The following is a 26431-nucleotide window of genomic DNA, read 5'->3' on the forward strand; positions in this document are numbered from 1 at the left end:
TCCTAGTCAAGATAAGACTGTAAAGTTCCACGCCGTCTTACATCCACTGTTGCACAATGGAAGGAACCGCCGAACGTATTAAAATTCCTGAAATTACATGGAATAGGCGTAAAGCCCCAGCGTTTCATCGCAGCGATCATTGGTTCATCCTGCTTTTCAACAATCACTCGCTGTTCATCCAACATCAGAATATTCATGTTGATCCATTTACTGGTCGTATACAGAGGATGGTCATCAGGAATAACCGGTTTCGGTGCATGTAATACATCCCAGTTCCTAAACAATTCAGGAATTTTTAATACTTTTTCTGGGTGAATTAACAGTTTTCCTGGCGCCATAGGAACAAAAGTGGCATCAATGTGCATAGGGCTATCATCGTTAAATTCAAAAACATGAATACGATATTCATCACCTATATGACGACGAAGCCATTCAATACCAAATTCATTTGTAACATGGCTCTTTTGAGCAATGATGTCTCGCCCACATCGAATAAAATCCGCAGCATCAAAAGTTGGTTCAAACTCAGTTATAGCAAGGGGAACACGCTCCTTGCTATTAGGCTGATGCCATTCGAAATTATATTGTTCCTCGGTCAACTGTGGCTTTGGCCCAGCGCTCCATTTTGCCCCTTTCTTAAAGTAATCTTTAAGTAAAGTCTTATATGCCGCTGTCTCAAAATAACGAGAACGCCATGCTAGCGGGCATTCAATAATATCATTTCCAATAACTAACAGCACATCGCGAGGCATTGCACAATAAAACCCTGTACTACTCCAGCCTGGCGCACCAAATACCTGAGATTGGTCTTGCGGATCCGGACGACGTACTGTCACGCCTTCACCTTCAAGAATATGGACAAACTCTTCTAATTCTCTAGATGCTGCATCAATTTGCTCTTGCGGAAATGACCGACCTGCATACCGATGAAAATTAGCAATCTGATTCGGTGGTAGTATTGGCTCTATCGCCATATGCCAACCGGGAAATCTGGCGCCATCAACGACACCGACAATAACCTCCTCAAGTGGATCCCATTCATTAAAAGAACAAACTGGGGAAGAATTCTTACTATCATTATCTGTTAAATTCGAATCAAGCATGTCGTCTCCTGATATTTTAATATTATGTCGCTTTAAAACTATAACAATTGTATTAATTGCGACCCTGTTTTAATCAATATAAATCTCTTAGAAAAAATTCAATTTCAATATATCATCATACATAATATTATAGATTTACATTTCTTTCCGTTTAAAAATTCAAATTAACTATGATTTTTTTAGATCTGACAAATCCAACAAAAAATCATAACATTAGCTATTTAAAACAGTAAGAAACTGTTAAAAAATTTATTTTTTCATCATAAAACTTTCAATTAAGGTAATAATATAAAAAACAACTTTATAGTTTCACTGTGGTTTTATCACTTTAAAATAAAAATATAAGTTTTTCTTCGAGCAATAATATATGGACATTTAAATTTGTAAAGGAATTAAATTTAAGCATTGTAAAATAGAGTTAATGTGATTGTTTGCTATATAATTATTTACTTATAATAATATTACCGAAGATAAGTAAAGTGGAATTTATTTATGAGATATTGTTGTTTTATTTTTCAATAATTAATTCCAATAGAGGAAGGCAGAGCGATAATATTATCATTCTGCCTTTGACTAAGTGCATTTAGTAGAGAATCTTTCTACATTTTAATAAAATTAATTTCATTCTACCAAGGAAATACTTCTCTTAATTCCTGCTTGTAATATCTCTGTATTTAGTGAGGCTATTAATCAGAAAATTATAATTTATCTGAACTAATAGACCACTATACACCAACTTTTATTCCAGTAATGATATTTACTTGAGAGTTAGTTTGATCAACATCAATCGTTACTTTCTCACCCTTATAATAAGCGTGTACAAGAATAAGATAAGCCTGAGTAAAATCATCGCCCGTCAAGGCATCACTATCCAATACACAAACATCGCCTGAGATATAAAATTTTACTACATTTCTCTCTGTCTTACTTTTCGCGAGGGCAAGTTCAATTTTAACTATTTTACCAGAATTTTGACCTTTATCAATATCAGCATTACTGACAATTGTACTATCCATATCAAACTCCAAAATATAATTAATTTATAAATAGACTTATATTACCCAAGATGCAGAACAACAAACTGTTTACTTGTGGAATATAAGATAAAGGACACTTCTACTATAAAATCAATATGCATTAATAGGTCATCTACGCATCAGATATAGTAGTTAGCATTTTTAATACTACATTAATACTTTATCTAACACATATAACTATAGATGCCATTCATACGTTGTCAAATAAAGGTGATAGCTTAATTTAAAAATACGTCTACATTGTCACAAAAAACAGAAATTCAGATCTTTCATATGAAAACCTTGATATATCATTAACTTCTTCCACATCTAATAGTTACATATATAAATGATAATAATATGGGTATTTATCACTCTCCTTAAAAAGATAAAATTATTGGTACAATTACAGAGTTGAAAAATAAATTATAGAAATTATAATCGATGTATTGATCGTATAACTATATGCCGCTCTTCAGGTAATATTAATTATAACTCTCCACGTTTAGATCAAACTAATAGTATGTAAAATAGAGGAAATTTAGTTTCTTTCTATACCATTATTACCACAGATAAATAAACTGCGTTTATTTATCTGATTTTATTACTTTAATTACATAACAATTCATTAAAATAGAAAAAGGCAGAGCGATAATATTACCATTCTGCCTTTGACTAAGTGCATCTAGCAGAAAATATCTTTTTGAATTTAATAAAACCAGCTCTATATGATTATATCTTTCAAACAAAATTCAATTATTCTACAGAATATATTATTCTACGCACTCATTTAGAAATTTAACAAATACTTCTTAAATTTCAACTCCTACTATATATTTTATCTTAGTAAGATTACTTTTTGCGATTTTTACTTTCACTTCTAATTTTTCATGAAGAACACGTAAAAGAGAAAGATAGAGCAGCACAATCTTGTCTTTATCTTTATCACCATCAATGAGTAATAGATGAAAATCATCAACTACGCCTAAAATATTTAGACTAACGATAACTGAGCTGGGTGACAGAATATCAATATTGACCTTCTCTACTTTACCCACTTTAAGCTCATCATCGACAATTAGCTCTTCATTTAATAAAATATCTTTCTTAATTATCATAATATAAACTCCAAAATTTAATCTAACTAATTGATAAATAACTTATATCACTCAAAAATATATACAATAAGCTATTTATCTTGCCCACACAAAACGGTAACCATTTTCACTAGAAAATAAGGTGTTTATCAGGAATTTATCCAGCATTTAGATAATATCTACAGCATTTTTGATGCCATATTGATGCTTTATCTAATACATATAACTATAGATGCCATTAATGTATTGTCAATAAAATAAAAAAATAAATTTAATTAATTTAAAATCAATATTTTATTACCCAATGGAAAATAAAAAAGATATTACATCCTGTAATGAGCAGGATATTTCAGTAATTTTTTCAATCGAATATAATGACAGAGATAAATAATAATGAAAAATAATGAAAAATAAACAGCTATTTCCCTCTACTCTACAAAAGCTAAAGTCGAGAACATCATTTCATAAACAACAAATAATTCATAACGTTTTAACACTATATTTTGTAGAAATAATAAGCGGTATATTAATCAAGTGATGATTTATAGTAAATATTATAATTACATCCCATTCACCCATTATAATAACAAATGAGATATGGAATTAATAACAATCACTACGCAAAAATAATACAAAAAAACGTGGTGTCAATTTTGACTATACCACGTTTTATTTCCAAATTTAATATCACTTCCCAATATGAAAAAATCGGCGAATTAATACTATTTTAGATAACAGACGGTTATCCATAATCCCTATACCCTATGGATTTCAAGATGCATCGCGACGGCAAGGGGGTGAATCCCCGGGAGCATAACAAACTATGTGACCGGGGTGAGCGAGTGCAGCCAACAAAGAGGCAACTTGAAGGATAACGGGTATATACCCTATGGATTTCAAGATGCATCGCGGCGGCAAGGGAGCGAATCCCCGGGAGCATAGATAACTATGTGACCGGGGTGAGTGAGTGCAGCCAACAAAGAGGCAACTTGAAAGACGACGGGTATAGATAACCAATTCTTTATATCTTCAACTATAGGAGTAATCTGCAAAACACCTTCATTATTCCTAAATCCATGACTTAGACCTGGGTATTGATAAAAGGTAATATTATCTTTCTTTAATTGTTCTTCCATTTTTATCGCTGAGCCAGCGCTGACGGAATTATCATTTAGTGTTTGAATAATCAAGATAGGTCTTTTAGTTTGACTTAACACTTTATATTGATCAATACCAAGTGAGATTCTCCACCAATTAGCACCGTGATTACTCATCTCTATATGACCCATATTATTCCCGGTAGCTATTTTTTGCTGAAAATCCCTAAATTCTTTAATTGCTTCATCGATATGCTCTGGTGGCACCTCACTCCTCATACTATGAATAACATCATCAGCGAAATACCGACCTCCACCATTCAGTGACACGGTTCTATGAATATAATTGACTTGTGATGTTATTAAATTAGCAACCACTGCTCCTTCACTTCCACCCAAAATGACGATCTTTTTATATTTATTCTGATGTTTCAGATAATCAATGATCTGAATATAATCCTTAACTCGCTGCTCTGGCGTATCCAACCGAATATAAGCCTTAGGACAATCTGAACGCTCAACAACATCAGACCAAGGGAGTGATGCATTAATGCCATATTTTTCCACAGTCAGAACATCACTATCGGGATAAATATCGCTGAATGTATTATTCACAAACTTATTATTGGCGATACTATTACAATCAGAGCCCTGTATCAGCACCAATAGATTCTTACCACCTCTTTGCTTAAGATAGTAAGTTATTTCACTACCATCATGACGGAAAAACTGTTTATGCGCATTTGTATTTGAGTAAGCAAAACCTATATAACATGAAAAAAGCAGAGCAAATGTCAAAATTCTCTGTCGTAAATTAAAATAATATGCTTTCATTAATCCCTCCTTTAACTAACATATACAAAGACCACAAATTAACGATATTGTTCCTGTCAGAAAAAATTTTAAAATTTAAAAACAAGGTTCAGTGATTTTTTATCCAAAGTGCTAACTAAAACACCCATACCTTTGGAGAGAAGAAATACAAACAACTTTATCCACAGAAATTACATTACCCGATAATTATCATACCCACGATTTTTTCGCTCTTCATCAAAGGGATAAACAAAATATCGCTGAAATTGTGGAACAGAATAAAATTCAAAAAGGGATGATGTGGGATGACAAACCTGCGGAATTAACCATAGCGATTAATGCAAAAACCGCACATATACAACTTAAGATTGATGGTGACACAACAGGCCCTGATGAGCGCTTATCTACTTTAGCATCACATATGCTAGGGCTTCTACAGCCAGTTCATCTATTTGAGTGTTTATATAAAGAACACCCGGTTATTGGTTCACTTATTGCCAGACAATCAGGTCTAAAAATTTATCAATCGGCCACACCGTTTGAAGCATTAAGTTGGGCGGTTATAGGCCAACAGATCAGCGTCAGTGCAGCCATCTCTATTCGCAGGAGATTTATTCAGGCAATGGGCGTTCAGCACTCTTCCGGGCTATGGTGCTTTCCAACCGCCAGACAAATTGTCAACCATTCAGAAGATGAATTACGCCAATGCGGATTTTCCGTCAGCAAAGCCAAGGCATTACTCCGCTTAAGTCAATTAATTGAATCTGGTGAATTAACATTAGCAATCTCTAATAGTGAGACAGATATTCAGCAATTGATAGATAATCTACTCGCTATAAAAGGCATTGGTATGTGGACAATTAACTATTCCCTGTTACGAGGATTTAACTATTTAAATGGCTCATTGCATGGCGACGTCGCAGTAAGACGTAATATCCAAAGATTATTCAATCAAAATGAAAAAGTTTCCGCAGAACAAGCAGAAAAATGGTTGGCAGATTTCGCCCCCTGGAAAGCCCTATTAGCCGCACATTTATGGCAACAAGAATCAAGTGCAGGGTATTGATATTGTTGTTAGTTTTCATTTCTTTAGCTGGTATGGTGTATTGTTGCTATTATTTAGTAAACCCGGCAAATATCACCGGGTATTATGATGCGTTTTTTTAACATCAAGGCATCATGATGGTTTTCGGAATGATGAGGGGTTCCTCTGAACCTGCTGCTCATTAGCGGAAGAAAATAAATAGTAAATTTTGTCCTCTACTGATGGGTCTCCTTTCATTTTTATGACAATTTTGGGAGCTTCTCTGGGAACACGATAATAAGCTATAAGCCCTTTTTCCTGATTCTCATAATCAAAATCGAGAACCAAAATTTTTTCATCCCCTGAATCCGGATAATAATAATACTCTTCGAAATAAACCACTTGCCCATCCTTAACAAAGATAATCTTGGAAAAGATATCAGTCCTTTCCTTTAACTCAGCACCAATGACAGACTTAATTTCGTCAAGATTCCAGCCACTATCAATAACATACAAAGTGTCCCATTTAAACGGCGTGATTTTGCTGATGTTAACCACGCAGTCTGTGCTTTGCTGGCAATGTTTATCAGCATAATCAAACATACTCTTCACAATGCTAAACTGTCGGTTACTATTGAACACAAAAAAAACTATCAGCAATGTACATGAAAAAAAAATGATTTTATTTTTTCTGCTGTTCCAATTGCATCGCCAATAGTTACTCAGGTGAAAAGCCATCTTCATTTCCTCTTTCAAATACCGAGTTCATATAAGAAAACTGCTCATCGGTGATTTTTTCTTTGACAATCTCAAACCCCATCGCATTTTTCTTGGCAACATACAGTCCCTCTTTATGAAAGCGATTCAACACTGCCTTGGCCTGCGCTTTCATTGACGAGTTCCCGCTCTGTAGGCCAATCCTACGCCCTATCTGGTTATTGAGTAAATCAATTGTCTGATCAGCGTCCTTAAGGGCAGCAAACTGCCGGATGTTAAGATCTATTTTAGGATTACTTTCATGAGCATTGCCTGCATGGAGTGCGACTTCCTCACCATACCGAGCAGCAATGGTAGCTTGCCATAGTGTATGCCGGAAAGCATTGACCTGGGAGCCTTCCTTATATTTATTATCCAGTAATGTACCATTGGGGTTCGTTTTACTATTCCCCTGGGTTGAAAAACGTACCGCATTAGTCGTGATATTGGTAGCACCTCTTTCGTAGAGCCCAATATCATAGGCTGCAATAGGGTGCCGCATCGCAAATAAGATTTCCTTCATTTTCTGAGGCAAGTTATTGCTCTCACCAGTATAAGCACCATACCAGTCTTCAGAATAGCTAGCATCTTCTCCTGTTCCATACCCATATTTTTTATCAAAATCAGCTAAGTATGTAGTTAATTTTTTTATTTTCCCTACCTCATTATTAATATTACCATTTGCTTTTATTAATTCATTTAAAACAAAAAGATTTCTTTCTGTCAGCGGCATATTATCATGTAGCTCTTTTATAGCTTTATTATAATTTACTTCTCCTATAGATCCTTTAAGGTTATTATAAAATTTATCATATTTTGAATCTCTTGCATCCCTTCCATAAACAAATATTTGTAAAACAGCTTGAATTTTAACTGGTAGTAATCTAAATGAATTTATCTTCTGCTCTAAAAAGAATCGATCATCAAAAAATTCTCTCAGAGTATTTACATTTGAATTAATTCTTCCTTCAAACTTAGATACATAACTCATTACAACAGGTAATGTTGAATTAAAAACGTATCTATTAGCCATAATTGGTCTGGTGATATTTGGATTACCCATCAAAAATGCTTTTTTCTCTGAGCCAAATTTTTTTATCCCCCTCAATATATTCTCACAATCTCTTTTTAAAACCGGACAATCTTTTTTTTCACAAATAGGGCAATTCTCTTTGTTATATTTATCTTTATAAGTATTAACTATATCCGCAAAGCCAATGCCTCCCATTGGAGCATATTTAGCACCATCTGTTAGTGCCTTTACCATTTGCCCAGAACTCATGTAACCACCAGTTGCTGAAAAATTTGGCAAAAAACTTGTTTCTGAATCTAATTGTAATTTATCCTGAATTTCAATTTTTTGATCATTAGAATCAAAGGGAGAACTACCTTCATAATATGAAATTGGGTGAACACCTTCAATATGAACATCATATGGACCTATTTTAGTATTCATTGAACCACCAACCGCAACATTAGGTTTATCATTATTACTCATAAAAAACTATCTCTCTTTAATTTTACTTTTAAATTTAATGAAATCTTTTACTAGCTAAGAAAATCTATTACATAAATTTCTCAGCAGAAATTAAAATTTACATACTACATTGCATTAGCATAATAAGTGAAAATAATTTTGCCTATACTATAAAATAACTTTCTTTATTAAAAAATAATTCATTATATTTATTAATGTTTTCGATGCTATCGTATTCACTCTCAAAAACAGCAGTTATGAGTTCATCAGGCTGAACATCTCTCACTAAAAAAAGCTACCATTCTTTCTATAATCTCGTTTACTTTTATCATCCTCTTAACTTCTTCAAGTATTCGAGCTAATGCCTTTTTATTATCTAGTTGATTAAAATATTCTCTAATTTTAATGTATGCCTCAATCTGAGGCATTCTTAATTTCTTATTTCCCTCAACATTAACTGCTGTATAAAAAATAAGACATACATATTCCTTTTACTCTACCTATTATATAATCATCATTAAACTCATATTCATGTAAAATAGTCTATGTAGTATGGAATTTATAACTTGGTCGCTCAATAAATTATTTTTCACTTTTCCTAATTGTTTCATTTACGCTATCCATTCCAATGAAAACACAATAATATTTCACAGTATATAATCCTATGAATAATTTAATTACCTAATAAGATGGAACTGTAATTATAAGGATATTACATCTTTACATTCCCCTCTCATGAAAACAAAAAAGGACCTCTGTATAGAGATCCTTTAACTATATACTGTCAGTTATTAGAATCAATAATATCCCCGGAAAGTCTGCAAGGCAGGATTATCACTGTAATCGGATAGGGTTCCTGTAACATAATTATCCATTAATGTAATCATGACTCAGCCCTTCCTGTTGCATGACATCGTTGTTACTCCTTTGTCAGAAGATTAAAACTGGTCATCAGGTTACGGTAATCTGGAATATGGCTGGAGAATAGATTTGCCAGTCCTTCGATATCATTTCGCCAGTCACGATGCAGCTCACACGCAACTGCAAACCAGGTCATCAACTGAACCCCTGCTTGTGACATACGATCCCATGCTGCGTTTCGTGTCATTTCATTAAATGTACCTGATGCATCGGTTACAACAAAAACATCAAACCCTTCTTCAATCGCTGACAATGCCGGAAATGCTACGCACACTTCGGTGACAACACCTGCAATAAGAAGCTGCTTTTTACCTGTTGCTTTAACAGCCTTAACAAAGTCATCATTGTCCCAAGCATTAATGTTACCAGGTCTGGCAATGTAAGGCGCATCAGGGAACTGCTCCCTTAACTCAGGGATCAGTGGCCCATTTGGTCCGGTTTCGAAACTAGTGGTAAGAATTGTAGGAAGGTGGAAGTACTTAGCAAGATCGCTTAATGCCAGAATGTTATTCTTAAATTTGTCAGGCTCAATATCACGTACCAGAGAAATCAATCCGGTCTGGTGGTCAACCAGCAGAACGGCTACTTTATTTTTATCGAGTCGGACGTAAGGTACACCCATATTAACCTCCTTCATTGGGGATGTTTTTACTAAAAAATCAGATGAAACATTTCTTACTTAAACGTAGACCATTCAGTTGGATTTATTGGTTATTTCTCTATGCAATTTTGACGTGAGTCCTCAATTATGCCCCCACATATTTTTCCGACCATCATTGGAGAAATAAGCATTTATTCGCGGTTCAACGGAAACATGATGATGTTTGATCTCTACCCTCTCCTGCCAAAGAGCAAAACCGAGTGAGATGCTGACGATAATGATGCCGACAAACGCGAGGATAGTGTCCCGGTACTCATTGAAAACATGACGCATAGACGCATAAATGTTGTCTCCCTACCCTGAATTACGCGATCCGATGTAGGATCTTCTCCAGAAAGTCATTGGCCTGATGTCTATGTAGGTAGTCCTTCACTTCCCTCTCCCAAGATTCGCCATCACCCAGCACGGCACGGCTATGGGTAGATGCATAGAGATAGCGCGTATCATATAGATTGATTAGTGTCTGGTTAATGCCATCGATATTGCAGCCGAAGTTATTGCGTTGCTGCACTTCTAATGCCCGCAGCACCCGTACCTGATACTCTGGATCCGGCACGAACGTCCGTTCACTGAGTTCGCTGAGCACTAGGAACTGCGGTGGGATCCCTTCTTCGATTGCCGCCCCACCACCAATCCACCAGCGAGATGCGCTTAGGGGTTATCAGATCGGGGAAATCTTCGCCGTATAGTGCCCAGTCACAACCGATATTCCCGGCGCTGGCAGGCGCGTGAAAACACCAGCACTCAACCGGTATCTGTCGTTCAAGGGTATAAGGCGCAGTGGGCGCGACGGGTGACATGGGCCGCAACAACCAGCGGCGGGCGGGCAAAAGCGTAACGGAGGACTCTAGCAGATGACGGGCAAAATAGCGGCACCATCCACCGGTCCATGCTTGCGGCCCAGCACGTTGAATCGACCCCACCTCCTGCGAAGTCATGGGCGGCAACAGTGCGTGCTGGTCCAGATGATCTGTGTTAAACACCAGCCAAACGCCGGAATGATCTTTTAACATCGAGGCCCAGAATAGCGGCGTCTCGCGAATATACAGTGTCATGCGGCCATTATGGCCGCTACACATTTCCATCGCTGCAACCGCAGCGGGATCCGCCTGATTATGCAGTTCCAGCCCCTGCCAAGTGTTGTTCCGGTCGAGAAGATCCTTCCACCAGTAGTGCGACATGTGATTTTCCTTGTACCAAAGATAGGAAAAGTTTAAGGCAATGAGAGGAAGATGCAAATGGCGATCCGTTGAACGATGCACACGTTACCCAATTAATGTTACAACAATTTGTTGAGTTTGATGGTGTTCAAAAGAACTCAATTGGCGATCACAGGAGTCGCATTAGATGGATAATCATGTTGAATTTATTGAGTATTTTTCTATACGATTTGTGAGTATGCCCCCAATTATGCCCCCACATGTTTTTCCTTGTCAGTTAACTGGTTAAATTATAAACGTTCCATGTTGAGTTTAAATCGCGCTCGGTGGACATCCATAGATGTTAACCAAGGTTCTTGATCTTGCACAGAGAAGCCTTTTTGGTCAATACGAACTAGCTCATAGCGTTCAACCAGAAAATTTACGGCATCGGCCAGAGTAATACCGGCCTCAATGTGTTCCTGAATAACAGTTTCATCACTGAACGGCGTGTCGTTTAGCGTCAGGCCATAGTGCTGTTCCAGCAAGCTTGTCAGTAACATTTGCCAGACAGCCACGGGCGACAGACATGGCTTCGCCGCCTGTGGAGTTGTTGCAGGTTGAGTATTCATGTTTGCTCTCGTGAAATTAGTTAGCGTTGAGTGGGATAAGCGGCGATGTACACGTAGCCGCAACTGCCAAGGTGTCGGCTTCGCAGGTAAAACCGTTGTGGTAGAGCGTGACACAGTGATGATGGCAGGGGGTCAGTTCACCAGTGGTCAGCATCGATTCCATCTGGCTGATAAAGTGCAGAAATGCGTCATTCAATTTGAAGCATTCCGTATCGCTGAAATTGCCCATTAAACCAGCCCTGTCAGCCAGATAATGCAGCCGGTTGCCTTCCTGAACTAATCTGGCACCAAACCGTGGAACAATTTCTCTTTGTAGTCCCCATTCATGGGCTGGTATTAATGACATGAAAACCTCCTTTTAAAGTAATCCCAGCTCAGCAAATGAAATTGTCTCATTCCCGACTACGAGATGATCCAGCACACGCACTTCCACCAGCGCCAGCGCTTTCACGATCCGCTGAGTAATATTTTTATCTTGCTGGCTGATTTCTGTCGTACCAGATGGATGGTTGTACGCCAGAATTACCGCAGCAGCATTATGCTTCAGGGCCGATTTCACCACTTCGCGGGGATGCACCTCGGTATGGCTCAGAGTGCCGGTAAACAGTGTTTCTCGTTCCAACAAACAGTGCTGATTGTCGAGATACATCACGATGAAAACTTCACGCTCAAGGTGTGCCATCCTGAGTTGAAGCCAGGTTTTAGTAACGCTGGTGCTAGTAAATGATTCACTGGGTTGACGCTGATACTTCTCCAGCAATCGCAGTGCGCGGTGAATAACACGTTGCTCGTTTACAGGAAATTCCGGGAATAAATTGAGTGCAGACATAATTGTTCCTTAAAGCAAAAAGCCCTACGAGTTTAGTCGTAGGGGCAAAAGAGCCTTCATGATAGAGTTTATGAAGCAAGTTGCAGCATATTCTCAGCCATAACCCACAGTGCTCGATTGAGCTTCACATCACCGTCGATACCTTTCACTGCACGGGTATGTGCGCGTTTACCTTTGATGGTTCGTCCCGATAGCCCACCTTTAATCAGGTTTTCTTGAATGCGTTGGTAGGTAGTCCAAAGGTCGTTGCTTTCATCCTGCCATCTGCGTGGCGAAAGTATCTGCGATTCCGTCACTGGTTGATGCTCTTCACCAAAGCGATAGGTTAATGCAGCTTTCGCCATTGCCTGCTGAGCGGGTGGCGGTAACAGAAGTGACTGCATGGCATCGCGCTTCTCTTCTACCCGGTCAAATATTCCGAGCACTTCATAAGCTCCTTCAATCACTTTCTCCACCACATTTCCTTTATGCGGTACGCGCACTTCGCCAAAACTCTCACCGCATATTAGCCCGTTCTAGCAAACCGCACGGAACAATCCCGGCAGCATCTGGTATGAGCTTGAACCGTCATGGCTATTGAGCAGAATTATTTCTGGCACCTGTTTGCCGGTAATTTGTCCTTCGCGACGCAGGCGCAGCATGTGTTTGGTGTGCTCTCGCTTACTCAGATCTCGCACGCGGGTCTGGCAGGCAAAGAACGGTTGAAAACCCTCGCGTTGAAGGTTGTCGAGGAGGGTAATGGTAGGGATGTAAGTGTAACGCTCACTGCGGGATTCATGCTTTTCTTCACTGAAGACACTCGGAACGTAATGCGCCAGTTCATCTTGGGTTAACGGGCGATCACGGCGCACTAAATTGACCGCACCAAAGCGGCTGGCTAATCGGGTCATAATTAATTCCTTCGGGCATAAAAGCGAAAAGGCCATACTTCCCTAGGGATGTATGGCCTCAGCATGCTGATAATGTTTTGGATATCTTTTGTCGCAGTGGTGGTTTGCACAGCCTGATAGTTCGGTAGAGCCCCGTCCGTTGCATTGCGGTTGCTGCTCAATCAAACCTATTGTTGCGGGTCTTACGCGAACAAGTACTCGTCCATCATCAGTGTAGGACTGACAAAAAGTCCCACTCACTTGCCATGCTGCGGAAACATTAAAAGCTGAGGCACCTAACATCACTGTCAGTATCGTAGTTTTAAGAGGTATGATTATTTTCATTAAAGGTTCTCCATAACAGATAAGATATACAGGCTAAATCAGGTCTTCCTGATAGCTGGGACTAATAGCGAAATGTGTTAATAACATCACTGATAAGAGGAAAATGCGGTAGTGCCGCAATAAAGCACTCACCAGCAGTCAGGTATGAAATATCTTCGCGACGTTTAAAGCGCCCCTCATCAAGCGTGACAGCGCCAATACTGGTCAGAGCAAACACACGGATTTTTCCCGACTGGCACACCACCAGATACCATTCCTCCACATAGTGAATAAGACGGTAAGGCTCCAATGCTTCATGACACTCCCCTTCAACCAACACAGTGATTTGTCGTTTCTGGCTGATAGCCTGCACAAGATGGGAAAAGAACTCGGGTAACGCGACATGGGATTTCAAGGGGGCATGCCAGATCAGACAAGGTGAAGTCCCGGACTCGTTCATTAGCAGGTTCATTAGTTGCCTGTCTTGCACCGGGATTATCCGCGCAATCCCTGTGGTACGGATAAACGAGAATGCGCCAGATGAATAATCGGGTGGTTGGCAATCATTCAAACGGTATCGTCCATTTTCATCCAGAATATCCAGGTGGATTAGCCTCTGATTGAAGTCACGTTGTAAAGTGCGTTCAGAGACACCGAATTCATCCACCAGAGATTTGAGTGAGAGTGTTTCTCCCGAAAGCAGGCGGCTAATAATGACCGATAATCTGATCGCCAGTCGGTCGTAACGTGAGTCTTGCTCGTTGACGGACATATGGCCTCTCAGGGCAATAAATATGTTTCTATTTCATTCGGTTATTATGCAGCACAGGCCGGACACGTTATGTCGGCAAAGATAGGTTAAAGTACTGAAATCTGAAAAATAGTGCGGCACGATAACGCATTGTTAAGAAAGGTTTTGTCTGATAAACATTCATCATAGCGACACAACCTGACGGAGATGGAGTTAGCCAAAGACTCTGTCCCACAACACGGCGGCAAGTTGCACTAGTTTTTGGCGCAGTGTTCTCAAAAAGATGGTCCAGCCTGATGGGAAAGAGTCAGGGTTTATCACCGTATCAAATGCAGTTCCTGCCATCTCGCCAAACCGCTGGCGTACAGCATCGTTGCTCTCTGTGGTTAGGTTCTCTGGTTTCAATTGGCGATAAAAGGCGCTGCTAGCCTGTATCGGTAATGCATGCACTATAAGCTCTACAAGGACAGTCAGGTTGTAGCCAGTATGAGCGGAAACTGCTATTACCGGATAAGAAGAGGGAAACTGACCCGCAATTTGGGCGCTGATGGCGGCCAATGAAAGGCATTGTGTTGGAGAAGGCCGATCCCTGCACTCAGAGTTAGTTGGCAACGGAGGAATACATTCAGCCTGTGTTATCACAAATAAGAAACGTGATGCATCAGCGCCATTAGAAAGTAATAATCGGTGCGTTGTAATATCTATTGCCCGAGCGCGGTCTTCAGCCCGTAATACCCAAATAACCAAATCCAGTTCAACAAACAAACGATGATAGAGCGCCATATACTCAGCATCGAACTCAGGAGTTTCGCCCACACCAGGAAGATCGATAAGGGTTATGCTGCGTTCGCCCACAGTGAGGACCAAGCGCTGTGGCTCACGGGTACAAGCCATAAGCTCGCTAGTCAGACAAATTTGCTCCTGGAATAGTGCGTTGCAAAGGCTGCTTTTACCTGCGCCGGTTTTACCCATAATTCCAATCACTGGCTCGTAGTCGATGGATTGCTTTAATTGCTTCAGGATGCGTTCAGTTGTAGAGAAGGGTAGGAAGCTAAGGCAGGCTTGGAATGCGTTTACCGCATCCTGTGAATCAGTGTGTTTGGACATAAGGCGCTCCTTTGAATGTATTACCTGAAAGTCTTTCGGTACTTCAAAGGGGTAATGAGGGTGTGAAATTTTTTGGAATGGTAGTGGTAAGTTAACTTACTGTATTGTCGCCACAAAGCGTGGAAAAATGAGCGCCAAAAACGACAATTTTGGCGCTATTTGTGTATGGTATTGCATCACCTCTTCAACTTAGTTTAAGACCACTTCCGAAGGCGTCGCCTGACCCTGGTAGTGTGTCAAACACATACTCTGGGATGATAAAAAAGGTAGTCTCTTTGCTCTGCCTGCCCATGAAATAGAAAAAGCTAACGATTTGGCTCATCTCCCCGACGTCAACAACCTGAAGTGAGAAAAAGCTGTTGTAGAGATCAACAATTTCTTGGGGACTCTCAATAGCTGCGCCAAAAAAGTGCCGTAGATATCGCCTTAGAAGTAGGTACATGCATCTTTCGTAGTTGTCCCTGCCCCATGCCCGAAATGGATGCCTTGTGGATAAAGCCGTATCGTCAAACCAACGCTGAATCCTCATGAAACGCATCAGGAAGCGGTCACGATCACCTGTTAAGATCGCATAAAACATGATAGCAGCCACTAATTCAACATAGATAGGAAGAAGACCCTCGTAATCTCGCCGAATACCTTGAAGAAATTTAACAATGTCATGGTGCCCTAAGCGTAATAATTCCTCAATTAACAGCTTTAGTAGGGGAAATTCATGATGCATCCCCCTAAACTCCAGCTGTTTAGCGTAATTGCCATAAAAGTACTTTAGTTTGCCAATTGATGAAAGTTCTTCGTCTACTACCTTTTTTCCAAATCGTGTAACTAAATAAATTTTCAAAATAGTAGATCACTGGAAGGGAACTCAGTCCGATTTTTGCGATCTGATCAATTGCGAAAAATCCCAAACCCCAACACGGACTGAGTGATGCCTATCATAGCACCCATACCTCAAGATGAATGCCAGAAAATGAGAAAACTTATCCATAAAACTCGCGATAAGAACTATTCCCGTCGATTGACGGCGCTATTGATGCTCAATGAGGGATTGACGGTGACTTATGTTGCTAAAACCCTTCACGCCGCGCGTTCTTCCGTCAATCGTTGGGTTGAGTGGTTTACGTTATATGGGCTCGAAGGACTCAAAAGTTTACCCGTTGGCCGACCTGCTGTCTGGGATCTCTCCCCTCTCTATAACTTATTGCTTGTCTTATTACAGCAATCCCCCCAAGAATTAGGCTATCTCCGCTCTCGCTGGAGCCTTGAGCTCATGACTCATACCCTTAATGAATGACTCAACCTCTCTCTGACGCAAAATGTCCTCTATCGTTACTTTACTCAGGCGGGGATTGTCTGGCGCAGAGCGGCACCCACGGTGAAACAACCTGATCCTGAAAACGTCATATCAAGATGTTTTGGGCAGTATACCTAAGAGTTGTAACTTGATAGATAACCGTCCCAGGTGAGTTTACTGCATTCTTCATCTGAGGGGGCGTCCTATAAGAGGACAGCATCGAACTCCTGCGTAACTGTCCGTACGTTCTCGCCATAAAATGTATACAAAATTGGTAAACTTTATGAGGAAAAAGAACTATAATATACCATGTTTTATTTTTTGCATTGTAAATCAATGAATTGGTGGTTACGTGAATGGTAAATTGATTGTGCGGTTGGTGGACTCAGCGCTGTCAGGCAAGTTGGAGCAAGTGAAAATCATTGCTAATATTTTAAGCAGTGAGCTGCGCGCAACTGACCCCGAGTCAAGTAAGCAATTATCAAAAATGATTGGTAATTCATTACGCTCAGCGCCAGAAAGGATCAATCCGCACCTCATAAAAGGTGAGGAAAATAACACGTTTTTATTCGATGCAAAAAAGAATGATGATGAATTGAATAAATTAGTGCTGTGCTCACAAAACAAAGAGGCTCTAAGCCAAGTTATTAAAGAGCACAAAAATGCGAGAAAACTAGCTCAACATAAATTAGAGCCAATCAAAACTCTTATTTTTAAAGGGCCGCCGGGTGTTGGAAAAACACTTACAGCAGAATGGCTAGCTCGTGAAATGGGATTGCCGATTAAAATAGTAAATTTAGCTGCCATAATGAGTAGTTTATTAGGGCAGTCAGGTAATAATTTAATAAATATATTTAAAGAGGCATCTAATACTCCATGTATCTTATTGCTCGATGAATTTGATTCATTAGCAAAGAAAAGAGATGATGAACGCGATATTGGCGAGCTTAAACGACTGGTCACTGTGTTATTACAAGCAATAGATCATTGGCCTAGCACTTCTATATTAATAGCGGCTACTAATCATGCTGAGCTTCTTGATCCTGCGATCTGGAGACGGTTCGAAATAAAACTCGATTTTAAATATCCGCAAGACAAGGAAATAAAAGAGTTTCTGTTAAATTTAACCGGTAATAAAAAAATAGCTGATTTATCAATTTTGTTCAAGGGTATGTCATATAGTGATATCAGAAATGATATAAATCTTATCCAAAAATCAGTTATTTTGGATAATAAAGATATGATTTCACAATTAGCGACATCTTTTTTAAAGAATGGAGAAAAAGATAATTTCACGCTGGAAGAAAAAAAGAATATTGCTGTGCATTTAGTAACAGCAAATGTTTCACAACGTAAGGTTTCCGAAATATTAAATATTTCTAGGCCTACGATAAAAAAAGCTCTTTCTGAATAAGGGATGTACATGAAAAAAGTTATTTTAGGTAATGGTGAAAAATATGCTATTCCGAATGATTATTCAGGAAGACCACCTGGTGATGAACCTCACCCTTATCCTTACAACATATCTTCTAGGCGTGTTGCAACAAAACTAGCAAATACACTGATTGAAGCAGATGAACTTCCTGCTGACGCCAAGCCTAATGATACGATTGTAACAGCTTTAACCCTTCATCCAAGTTTTTTAGCTAAGAGCTATTATCCTAAAGCTTTGCTAAATGACTACGGACTGACTAGTATTGGTAGCAAAGAGGTTTTTGTTAAACCTGAGACTGCTGTTAATAAAGTTCAAAAGACTCAATCCGTCTCAAGTTCGCTATATTTTTTATCCGGGAAAAAATCTTCTTTTGAGAAGCTTCTTGCCGATATTGAAGAAAATAATCTCAGCGAGGAGGTTAGTACTGATATTGGTAAAATAGAGGAGCTACGATTATATTCATTCAAAGATAAAATAAAATCAAAAGAAGATGAGCAATATAACACTTATGAGGTGGTTTTGCATGCCGACGAGACAGAGAAAGATAAAGTCTTAAGTTTTATATCTTTTATCGAAAAGATGGATGGTGAAATAGATAAAAGTAAGATAAGGTTTATTGGTGGGTTAGCATTTTGTTTTGTTAAAATTGACTGTTCTAAAATAAGTGAACTAGCTAAATTTGTATTCGTGCGTGTTGTTAGGCCTGCATCTAAAATAAATTTATTTAATTCTTTTTTAGATATGGATGATGTTAACTCAGATGCAAAAAAACAAGTATCTGGTAAAGAATCTATCGCTGTATCTAAACATGAGATTCAAAATGCAAATGCTCAACCATTGGTTGCAGTTTTTGATGGCGGTTTAATATCTAGCCAGCTATCAACTACGCATCTTAGATATTTTGATCTGACAGGAAGTAACGATGGTGATTCTAAAATATTTACTCATGGCGAGCTTGTAACATCCGCTGTGATGTATGGAACGATGGAAGAACTTTCTTCAGATGAACATGAAATCATTCCATTAGATCACTACAAAGTCTATTGCGAAAAAGATGATGAAGATATTGGTTTAGTAGATGTTCTTGACCGTATATGCTTAGTCCTTTCTAAAAGAAAGTATAAAATAGCCAATATAAGCTTAGGGCCGGAAGTTCCTTGCCCAGATGATGAGCCGAATCTCTGGACATCGACTCTAGATAAAATTGCTGCTGATGGTTCTGTGCTCTTAATAATTGCGGCTGGTAACACTGGAGGAATGCTTAATGATTTTCCAGAGGATGAGGATTTAGCTCGAATTCAGCCTCCGGCCGATATCCTTAACGGTATGAGTATTGGCGCAACTGACTCTCAGAAAAACAAATGGTCTAGAGCAAATTATAGTAGTATCGGCCCTGGTCGACGTCCAGGATATGTTAAACCGGATGTTATTTTTTTTGGTGGATGCAATTCTGACCAAGGAGAAAAACTTAGACTTATTGGTTTATACGATTTTGAGGAGAAAAAGAAATATGGGACAAGTTTTGCAGCACCCTTGGTTACTCGATTAGCTGCACGATTAGATCGAATGACTCTAGGTAAGTTACCTCCTGCCACTTTGAGAAGTTTGTTAATCCACTCTGCGGAATCTAACAATGATAAAAAAGGTTGTGGTTGGGGGCGGGTTGATAAAAATTTACATAATTTTGTATTTTGTTCTGATGATTCAGTTACAATTATTTACCAAGGTATTTTGAACAAAAGTAGTGGTGTAAGAGCCGCTATTCCGTGTCCTAGTATTTTACAAAAAATAAAGACGAATGTCGCATTGGAGGCAACGATTTGTTTTTATACTGAGGTCGATCATCAACATCCAGTGAGTTATTCACGCGCGGGAATTGAAGTCACTTTTCGTCCGCATAGCAAAAAATTTACTTTAGATAAAGTTACGGGTAAATTACCATCCGAAGCTGCTACTAGAACTCTTTTTAGTAAAACAAAAATTTATGGTAACGAACAAACACTTAGAAGAGACGCCCATAAGTGGGAAACATGTTATAAAGTGAGTGATTCATTTTTCTCAACAAGTATCTTAGAGCCATGTCTTGATATTCGCTATTTAACTAGAGATGAAGGTCACGCATTATCCAATAAAGAAATGCGTTCATTGCCAGAGTTAAATTATTCTTTGGTCGTCACCTTAAAAACTAAAAAAACGACTAAACTGTATGATTATATTGTCAATGAATATAATTTGTTAAAGCCATTAGACATTAATGTTAAAGAAGAAGTTATTGTTTAACTTGGAGAATTTATGAAACGAATTATGAGTTACTCCGCTTTACGAGACAGTGAGGCTAAAAGCACCCTAGATTTTTATGAAGAGCTTTCAAATAAGGCTTTGAAATGTATTGGTGTATTAACATCTCATGATGCAAACTCAACTACAACAATTAAGCAAATAAAATCTATCATGGGTATTAATTACAATGCATTATCAACAATTGTTAAAGGTTTAAAAAAATCAGGATATATATCCGTCAGCATCATAAATCATGAACGTGTCGGGGATTCTAATAATGTTGGCCCAGATAATTTAAATATAAGACTTACCAGAGAAGGCCTGAATGCCATTCTTAAACTTACGAAATAACAGCAAAAAATATGATGATAGCACATTTCCGACTAGGGCTATCTTGCTGATTTTATTGATGATTGCTCCTGCTAACTTCTTCAGTCTTGAGGGGATTATGGAATACTTTTGTGTTTTTATAATTGGTGTTCTGTTAAGTGCTATCGAGTTAGGTTCAAGATATAAAGATGAACCTGTTTCAGTAATGAAATGCCTTCCAGGGGCATTTTATTTATTCATTAACGGCTTGATTTGTTGTGCTGGGTTATTCTTATTACATACCTTTGGTGTCAATCAACAAGTTTCTGAAAGCCTAAATCTTACAACAACGAATGAAGCGAGTAAGCAAGTCGCTAATGTTCTTTATGCCTCTATTGGTAGTTTTTTTGTAATGCGTAGCTCCTTTCTTAAGCTTGGGTCCGAAAATTCCCAATCACAAATTGATTTAGGCCTCAACTTGATATTAAAAAAAATGATAGACATTATTGATAGGCAAGTTGATCGAGACCAAGCGGGGCGGAGATCTAAGGATATAACTGAAATTCTTAATGATGTCAGTTATGAAGATTTATCATCAAAGGTCCACTCATTTTGCTTACAGCTTATGCAAAATGTTCCAGGTGATGAATCTGATACTCTGTTTAAAGAGTTGGAATCAATTAAAGCTTCAGATGTGAGTCTTGAGTCGAAAAAATTGGCGATTGGTTTGCAGTTATACAACATTGTAGGAAAAAAACTGTTTTCATCTATTGTTACTGATCTAAAAGTTAATGCAAAATCGACCACTCCTAATGAAGAGATTATCGAAAGTGAAGAGAATGATTTTGAAAGCTCTTTTAGTGATATAGTGGCTGAGGCAAAAAATAAAACACAAGAAGCGCAAGAAGCGCCATTGGCGACCTCCTAGAGGAAGTCGAAAACTATTAGACGATCAATCGTGCCAGTAAAGGCACGTATTGGTTGGAAGATTCTAAAAATAAGATTCAACGTGTTTAAAAAGTTTAATAAATATAATTTTCGTGAATTTCTTTGATCTCTTTTGCAATGTTAAATTTTATTTTTCATTAAATTTCATCTTAATAGATGTGAACATTTATTAAGAATGGAGAAATATTTTTTTCTTCTTATTAATCTATACCGAATGAACTTCAAGATGCTTGAGTCGTCAGATATAAAAACATTTAAATTCAACAACATAATCGTTTTTCAAACATGCACTTTGAAGTATCTTGAGTATATAATTAAAAATCAACCTTTAAAATTTTAATAACCTTTGATTACTTAACTTAGTAATATAATCTCCGTACCACTGCATCATTTCTTTCCTTCCATCCAGATATTGCGCATGGTTGTAAGCCCCACGAATCGCATTCTTATCCACATGAGCAAGCTGAGTTTCAATCCACGCCGAGTTAAAACCTTCTTCATGCAGAATGGTACTCATTGTGTGACGAAAACCATGCCCCGTCAGCCTTCCTTTGTATCCTAATAACTCAATCACCTGATTAATGCTTTCCTTTGAGATCGGCTTAGTACGATCATTACGTCCAACGAAAACAAGAGGGTACATGCCGGTAACTGGCTTAAGTGATTCAAAAAGTGCCACTACCTGATCTGACAGCGGAACGGTATGTGGTCGTTTCATCTTCATTACTTCAGCTGGTATCTCCCAGAGTCGCTTTTCAAAGTTGATGTCTTCCCAGCGGGCGAAACGTAACTCCTGAGTTCGTACACCTGTAAGCATGATAATTTGGGTTGCCGTTTTGGTGATAATACTGCCGGGATACCCTGCAAGATCGCTAAGGAAGTGCGGTAGTTCTTCGGCAGTCAGGAAGGGAAAATTTGTTTTCTTTGGTGTTGCAAGGGCAGTAGCGAGATCAGGGGCTGGATTATATTCAGCGCGTCCGGTCACGATCGCATGACGGAATACTTCACCACAGCGTTACCTGCTGCCAGTACCTTTTTTGCAGCTTCACGTTTATCACGCGCTTCAGCCAAGGAGACTTCTGGATATACACCAAAAGCCAGACGTTTTTCTTTACCTGCGTAACGATACTTCAAACGCCAGTAACGTGAGCCGCTGGTTGCTACCTCAAGGTAGAGGCCACCGCCATCAGATAACTTGTAAGGCTTTTCTTTCGTTTAGCAGTATCAACTTGTCGGGCTGTTAACTTCATTGGGGGCACCTCAAAATAGGGGCATCTTTTATACCCCCCATAATGCCCCCAGAATGTACTTGATTCTGGTAGACATGAGTTGACCTCAGGAGAACATAACTGATTGCAATGGCAGGTAGTATAAGGGATTTATTGACTGTGGTGGAATTCAGGGGAGGCTAATTGGCGGAAGATCACAGGAGTCGAACCTGCCAGAGACCGCTGGCGGCCCCATCTGGATTTGAAGTCCAGCCGCCCCACCGGGGACGATGATCTTCCATATAAATACAAAGAATTATGAAAAGCGACTCATCATAGCGCATATTATCTGGCTTCTGAATCCGTTTGCTGAAATCATTCTCAATTTGCTAAAAAGCATTAAATTTTATTGTTCATAAGCTCAACATTCGCGTTGTGTTTGCCAAATTTTACCTACATCTTATTAGCCGATACCCATTACGATACAGGGTTGCTCCGCTCAGCAATGTATCCAACACATAAACAGGACGCTTTATATGACTAATCCGTTACTCGTTCCATCAGGTTTACCAAAATTTTCTTCTATTAAACCAGAACATGTTGTTCCGGCTGTAAAGGAAGTCATTGCCAATTATCGCCAAACCGTCGAAAAAATATTGGCCGAGAATACCGTTTTTACCTGGGATAATCTGTGTCAACCATTGGCCGAAGCAGGGGATAAACAATCCCGTGCATGGTCACCAGTCAATCATCTGAATGCAGTTAAGAACAGCCCAGAATTACGCGCCGTCTATGAAGAAAGTTTGCCATTACTGTCCGAATTCAGTACCTGGTTAGGTCAGCACAAGGGATTATATCAAGCCTATAAGTCATTACGTGAAAGTGCTGAGTTTGAGAAGCTCTTTCTGCCTCAACGCAAAGTTGTCGAAAATGCACTGCGTGATTTTAAACTATCAGGTATTGGTCTGCCCGAAGAGAAGCAGAAACGTTATGGCGAGATCAGTGCACGTTTGTCAGATTTAAGTTCGCAATTCAACAATAATGTGCTCGATGCCACTATGGGCTGGACTAAATTAATTACTAATGTGAAAGATCTGTCTGGTCTGCCTGAAAGCGCGATTGCCGCCGCTAAAGCACAAGCAGAAGTTAAAGGACAAAAAGGCTGGCTACTGACTTTAGAAGCACCAAGTTACCAGCCGGTTATTACTTATGCAGATAACCGTGAACTGCGTCGGGAAATTTACCACGCCTACAATACCCGCGCATCCGATCAAGGCCCAAATGCAGGTAAATGGGATAACAGCGAAGTGATCGCCGAAATCCTTGCGCTGCGTCACGAACAGGCTCAATTGCTTGGTTTCAAAAATTATGCTGAACAATCCCTTGCAACCAAGATGGCAAAAACCCCGAAGGAAGTATTGGATTTTCTGAATGATTTGACAAAACGCGCGCATCCACAGGGCGAAGAAGAAGTAGATGAATTAAAAGGTTTTGCTAAATGGCATCATTGTGCCCACAAGCTGGAAGCTTGGGATATGACGTACTATGGCGAAAAACAAAAACAGTACGAGTTCTCTATCAATGATGAGCAGTTACGTCCTTATTTCCCTGAACAAAAGGCTGTTGAAGGGTTATTCGAAGTTGTTCGCCGTATCTATGGTATTACCGCCAAAGAGCGCCATGATGTAGAAACTTGGCATCCAGATGTCCGTTTCTTTGATCTGTACGATGACACCAATGAGCTGCGCGGTAGCTTCTATATGGATCTGTACGCACGCGAGAATAAACGTGGTGGCGCTTGGATGGATGAGTGTATCAGCAGAATGCGTCGTTCCAACGGTGAACTGCAAAAACCTGTCGCTTATCTGAACTGCAACTTCAATAAACCTGTTGGTAATAAACCAGCGTTGTTCACCCACAATGAAGTCAATACGCTGTTCCACGAGTTCGGTCACTGTCTACAGCATATGCTGACCCAGATTGAAACTGCCGGCGTTTCCGGTATTGGCGGTGTACCGTGGGATGCAGTCGAAATGCCAAGCCAGTTCATGGAGAACTGGTGTTGGGAACCAGAAGCACTGGCATTTATCTCTGGTCACTATGAAACCCAAGAGCCTCTACCACAATCCATGTTGGATAATCTTTTAGCAGCGAAAAACTATCAAGCGGCTATGCGGATCTTGCGTCAGCTTGAGTTTGGTCAGTTCGATTTCCGTCTGCATGTTGAGTATGATCCAAAGAAAGGTGCTCAGACCATGAAGACCTTAAAGGAAGTGAAAAAATTGGTCTCGGTAGTGCCTTCACCTGAATGGGGCCGTTTCCCACATTCATTCACCCACATCTTCTCCGGTGGTTATGCCGCGGGTTACTACAGTTATCTATGGGCTGATGTGTTAGCAGCCGATGCTTACTCCCGCTTCGAGGAAGAAGGCATTTTTAACCGCGAAACCGGGCAATCTTTCCTTGATAACATTTTGTCCCGTGGTGGTTCCGAAGAACCAATGGAGCTGTTCAAACGCTTCCGTGGCCGTGAACCAAAACTGGATGCAATGCTGCGCAAGGCCGGTATTAAAGGATAATTTAAGGTGGGAATCTGTTTAATCTGTGAACAAGGCGCTGATAACAGCGCCTTATCTCAACTGGTAGAGCGCTGGGAGTTAGTGCATAACGAAAGCGCTATTATGGCGTTGGTCCTTACCACTCAACGCCTTGAACTTCGCAAACGAGATGAACCAAAGCTAGGTGGCATCTATGTCGATTTTGTATCAGGTGCAATGGCCCATCGCCGCCGCTTTGGTGGCGGACGCGGTGAAGCTATCGCTAAGGCCATCGGGATCAAAAAAGATTATCTGCCAACAGTCGTAGATGCTACCGCAGGCCTGGGGCGCGATGCCTTTGTACTGGCATCACTAGGTTGCCATGTAAGAATGCTGGAACGCCATCCTGTAGTCGCAGCATTGCTGGATGATGGGCTGCAACGGGGTTATCAGGATGAAGAAATTGGTAGCTGGCTGCAAGAACGCATGACACTGCTCCATGCCTCCAGCATTACAGCGCTGGCCGATATTACGCCACAGCCCGATGTCGTTTATCTTGATCCTATGTATCCACATAGGCAGAAAAGTGCACTGGTTAAAAAAGAGATGCGAGTGTTCCAATCTCTGGTTGGCGCTGATGAAGATGCTGATAGTTTGCTATCCCCTGCACGCGCTTTGGCAAAACGCCGCGTCGTGGTAAAGCGGCCTGATTATGCAGAACCCTTAGCTGGAGTTGCTGCATCAGCAGCTATCACCACGAAAAACCACCGTTTTGACATTTATCCTTGTTAAAAAAATCAGCCG

At 39.7% G+C, this 26431-nt stretch carries 21 protein-coding genes, 1 tRNA gene and 5 pseudogenes; 8 read left to right on the top strand and 19 right to left on the bottom strand.

Features of this window, described 5'->3' with window-relative positions; all coding sequences use genetic code 11:
* Positions 1 to 2 precede the first annotated feature (2 nt).
* The 4 genes from LGZ98_RS07645 to LGZ98_RS07660 form a co-directional block, all read right to left on the bottom strand.
* The gene (locus LGZ98_RS07645) at positions 3 to 1103 is read right to left on the bottom strand and encodes an amidinotransferase (RefSeq protein WP_113041247.1); all 1101 of its coding nucleotides are present in this window, start codon (positions 1101 to 1103) and stop codon (positions 3 to 5) included.
* 725 nt (positions 1104 to 1828) lie between these two features.
* Complete coding sequence (locus LGZ98_RS07650; RefSeq protein ID WP_113041248.1) at positions 1829 to 2119, bottom strand: hypothetical protein; 291 nt, start codon at positions 2117 to 2119, stop codon at positions 1829 to 1831.
* An 812-nt stretch (positions 2120 to 2931) separates the two neighbouring features.
* Positions 2932 to 3237 (bottom strand): Cro/Cl family transcriptional regulator, encoded by a 306-nt coding sequence (locus LGZ98_RS07655; RefSeq protein WP_113041250.1) that lies wholly within the window; start codon positions 3235 to 3237, stop codon positions 2932 to 2934.
* A gap of 875 nt (positions 3238 to 4112) precedes the next feature.
* The gene (locus tag LGZ98_RS07660) at positions 4113 to 5147 is read right to left on the bottom strand and encodes an alpha/beta hydrolase family protein (RefSeq protein ID WP_262977905.1); all 1035 of its coding nucleotides are present in this window, start codon (positions 5145 to 5147) and stop codon (positions 4113 to 4115) included.
* Positions 5148 to 5394: 247 nt separating this feature from the next.
* On the opposite strand from LGZ98_RS07660, the gene LGZ98_RS07665 reads away from it, so the two are divergent.
* On the top strand, positions 5395 to 6192 hold the full coding sequence (locus tag LGZ98_RS07665; RefSeq protein ID WP_315901988.1) for a DNA-3-methyladenine glycosylase family protein: 798 nt from the start codon (positions 5395 to 5397) through the stop codon (positions 6190 to 6192).
* Between the two features lie 111 nt (positions 6193 to 6303).
* Here LGZ98_RS07665 and LGZ98_RS07670 read toward each other — a convergent pair whose 3' ends face one another.
* From LGZ98_RS07670 to LGZ98_RS07730, 13 genes and pseudogenes are all read right to left on the bottom strand, one after another.
* Positions 6304 to 6753: a hypothetical protein gene (locus LGZ98_RS07670; protein WP_113041253.1), complete on the bottom strand. Its 450-nt coding sequence runs from the start codon at positions 6751 to 6753 to the stop codon at positions 6304 to 6306.
* Positions 6754 to 6868: 115 nt separating this feature from the next.
* Positions 6869 to 8404, bottom strand: a complete 1536-nt coding sequence (locus LGZ98_RS07675) for a DUF6973 domain-containing protein (RefSeq protein ID WP_262977906.1) — start codon at positions 8402 to 8404, stop codon at positions 6869 to 6871.
* Between the two features lie 898 nt (positions 8405 to 9302).
* A complete protein-coding gene (ycaC, locus tag LGZ98_RS07680; protein WP_113041256.1) occupies positions 9303 to 9926 on the bottom strand; it encodes an isochorismate family cysteine hydrolase YcaC in 624 nt (207 codons plus the stop codon).
* A gap of 120 nt (positions 9927 to 10046) precedes the next feature.
* Positions 10047 to 10238, bottom strand: a complete 192-nt coding sequence (locus tag LGZ98_RS07685; RefSeq protein ID WP_262405107.1) for a hypothetical protein — start codon at positions 10236 to 10238, stop codon at positions 10047 to 10049.
* Between the two features lie 31 nt (positions 10239 to 10269).
* Positions 10270 to 11146: pseudogene (locus LGZ98_RS07690) on the bottom strand (hypothetical protein).
* Positions 11147 to 11415: 269 nt separating this feature from the next.
* The gene (locus LGZ98_RS07695) at positions 11416 to 11736 is read right to left on the bottom strand and encodes a TA system toxin CbtA family protein (protein WP_113041257.1); all 321 of its coding nucleotides are present in this window, start codon (positions 11734 to 11736) and stop codon (positions 11416 to 11418) included.
* Positions 11737 to 11756: 20 nt separating this feature from the next.
* Positions 11757 to 12082 (bottom strand): annotated as a pseudogene (locus tag LGZ98_RS07700) (type IV toxin-antitoxin system YeeU family antitoxin).
* Positions 12083 to 12094: 12 nt separating this feature from the next.
* Positions 12095 to 12565 carry a RadC family protein gene (radC, locus tag LGZ98_RS07705; protein WP_113041258.1) on the bottom strand — a complete coding sequence of 157 codons (471 nt, stop codon included), beginning with the start codon at positions 12563 to 12565 and terminating at the stop codon, positions 12095 to 12097.
* 68 nt (positions 12566 to 12633) lie between these two features.
* Positions 12634 to 13455, bottom strand: a pseudogene (locus LGZ98_RS07710) (DUF932 domain-containing protein).
* 42 nt (positions 13456 to 13497) lie between these two features.
* Positions 13498 to 13779, bottom strand: a complete 282-nt coding sequence (locus LGZ98_RS07715; protein ID WP_228902798.1) for a hypothetical protein — start codon at positions 13777 to 13779, stop codon at positions 13498 to 13500.
* Between the two features lie 61 nt (positions 13780 to 13840).
* On the bottom strand, positions 13841 to 14530 hold the full coding sequence (locus LGZ98_RS07720; protein ID WP_113041259.1) for a helix-turn-helix transcriptional regulator: 690 nt from the start codon (positions 14528 to 14530) through the stop codon (positions 13841 to 13843).
* A 192-nt stretch (positions 14531 to 14722) separates the two neighbouring features.
* Positions 14723 to 15616 carry a GTPase family protein gene (locus tag LGZ98_RS07725; RefSeq protein ID WP_113041260.1) on the bottom strand — a complete coding sequence of 298 codons (894 nt, stop codon included), beginning with the start codon at positions 15614 to 15616 and terminating at the stop codon, positions 14723 to 14725.
* Between the two features lie 184 nt (positions 15617 to 15800).
* On the bottom strand, positions 15801 to 16340 hold the full coding sequence (locus LGZ98_RS07730; RefSeq protein ID WP_191214742.1) for a hypothetical protein: 540 nt from the start codon (positions 16338 to 16340) through the stop codon (positions 15801 to 15803).
* 204 nt (positions 16341 to 16544) lie between these two features.
* On the opposite strand from LGZ98_RS07730, the pseudogene LGZ98_RS07735 reads away from it, so the two are divergent.
* From LGZ98_RS07735 to LGZ98_RS07755, 5 genes and pseudogenes are all read left to right on the top strand, one after another.
* Positions 16545 to 17012: pseudogene (locus LGZ98_RS07735) on the top strand (helix-turn-helix domain-containing protein); the annotation flags it as partial.
* 250 nt (positions 17013 to 17262) lie between these two features.
* Positions 17263 to 18324, top strand: coding sequence for an AAA family ATPase (locus tag LGZ98_RS07740; protein ID WP_262977907.1), 1062 nt, complete (start codon positions 17263 to 17265; stop codon positions 18322 to 18324).
* A 9-nt stretch (positions 18325 to 18333) separates the two neighbouring features.
* Complete coding sequence (locus LGZ98_RS07745) at positions 18334 to 20625, top strand: S8 family peptidase (protein ID WP_262977908.1); 2292 nt, start codon at positions 18334 to 18336, stop codon at positions 20623 to 20625.
* A gap of 12 nt (positions 20626 to 20637) precedes the next feature.
* Positions 20638 to 20976 carry a helix-turn-helix domain-containing protein gene (locus LGZ98_RS07750; protein WP_113041263.1) on the top strand — a complete coding sequence of 113 codons (339 nt, stop codon included), beginning with the start codon at positions 20638 to 20640 and terminating at the stop codon, positions 20974 to 20976.
* Positions 20951 to 21862, top strand: coding sequence for a hypothetical protein (locus tag LGZ98_RS07755; protein ID WP_262977909.1), 912 nt, complete (start codon positions 20951 to 20953; stop codon positions 21860 to 21862). Before LGZ98_RS07750 ends, LGZ98_RS07755 begins: the two co-directional genes overlap by 26 nt.
* Positions 21863 to 22210: 348 nt before the next feature.
* On the opposite strand, the pseudogene LGZ98_RS07760 reads toward LGZ98_RS07755, so the two are convergent.
* Positions 22211 to 23132 (bottom strand): annotated as a pseudogene (locus tag LGZ98_RS07760) (tyrosine-type recombinase/integrase).
* 163 nt (positions 23133 to 23295) lie between these two features.
* A tRNA-Sec gene (locus tag LGZ98_RS07765) sits at positions 23296 to 23390 on the bottom strand.
* A gap of 236 nt (positions 23391 to 23626) precedes the next feature.
* Between LGZ98_RS07765 and prlC the strand changes: the two genes are divergently transcribed.
* Both prlC and rsmJ read left to right on the top strand, forming a co-directional pair.
* A complete protein-coding gene (gene prlC / locus LGZ98_RS07770; protein ID WP_113041265.1) occupies positions 23627 to 25669 on the top strand; it encodes an oligopeptidase A in 2043 nt (680 codons plus the stop codon).
* Between the two features lie 6 nt (positions 25670 to 25675).
* The gene (gene rsmJ, locus LGZ98_RS07775) at positions 25676 to 26419 is read left to right on the top strand and encodes a 16S rRNA (guanine(1516)-N(2))-methyltransferase RsmJ (protein ID WP_262977910.1); all 744 of its coding nucleotides are present in this window, start codon (positions 25676 to 25678) and stop codon (positions 26417 to 26419) included.
* Positions 26420 to 26431 lie beyond the last annotated feature (12 nt).

Source organism: Photorhabdus kayaii, assembly GCF_025384895.1.
Classification (GTDB): domain Bacteria; phylum Pseudomonadota; class Gammaproteobacteria; order Enterobacterales; family Enterobacteriaceae; genus Photorhabdus; species Photorhabdus kayaii.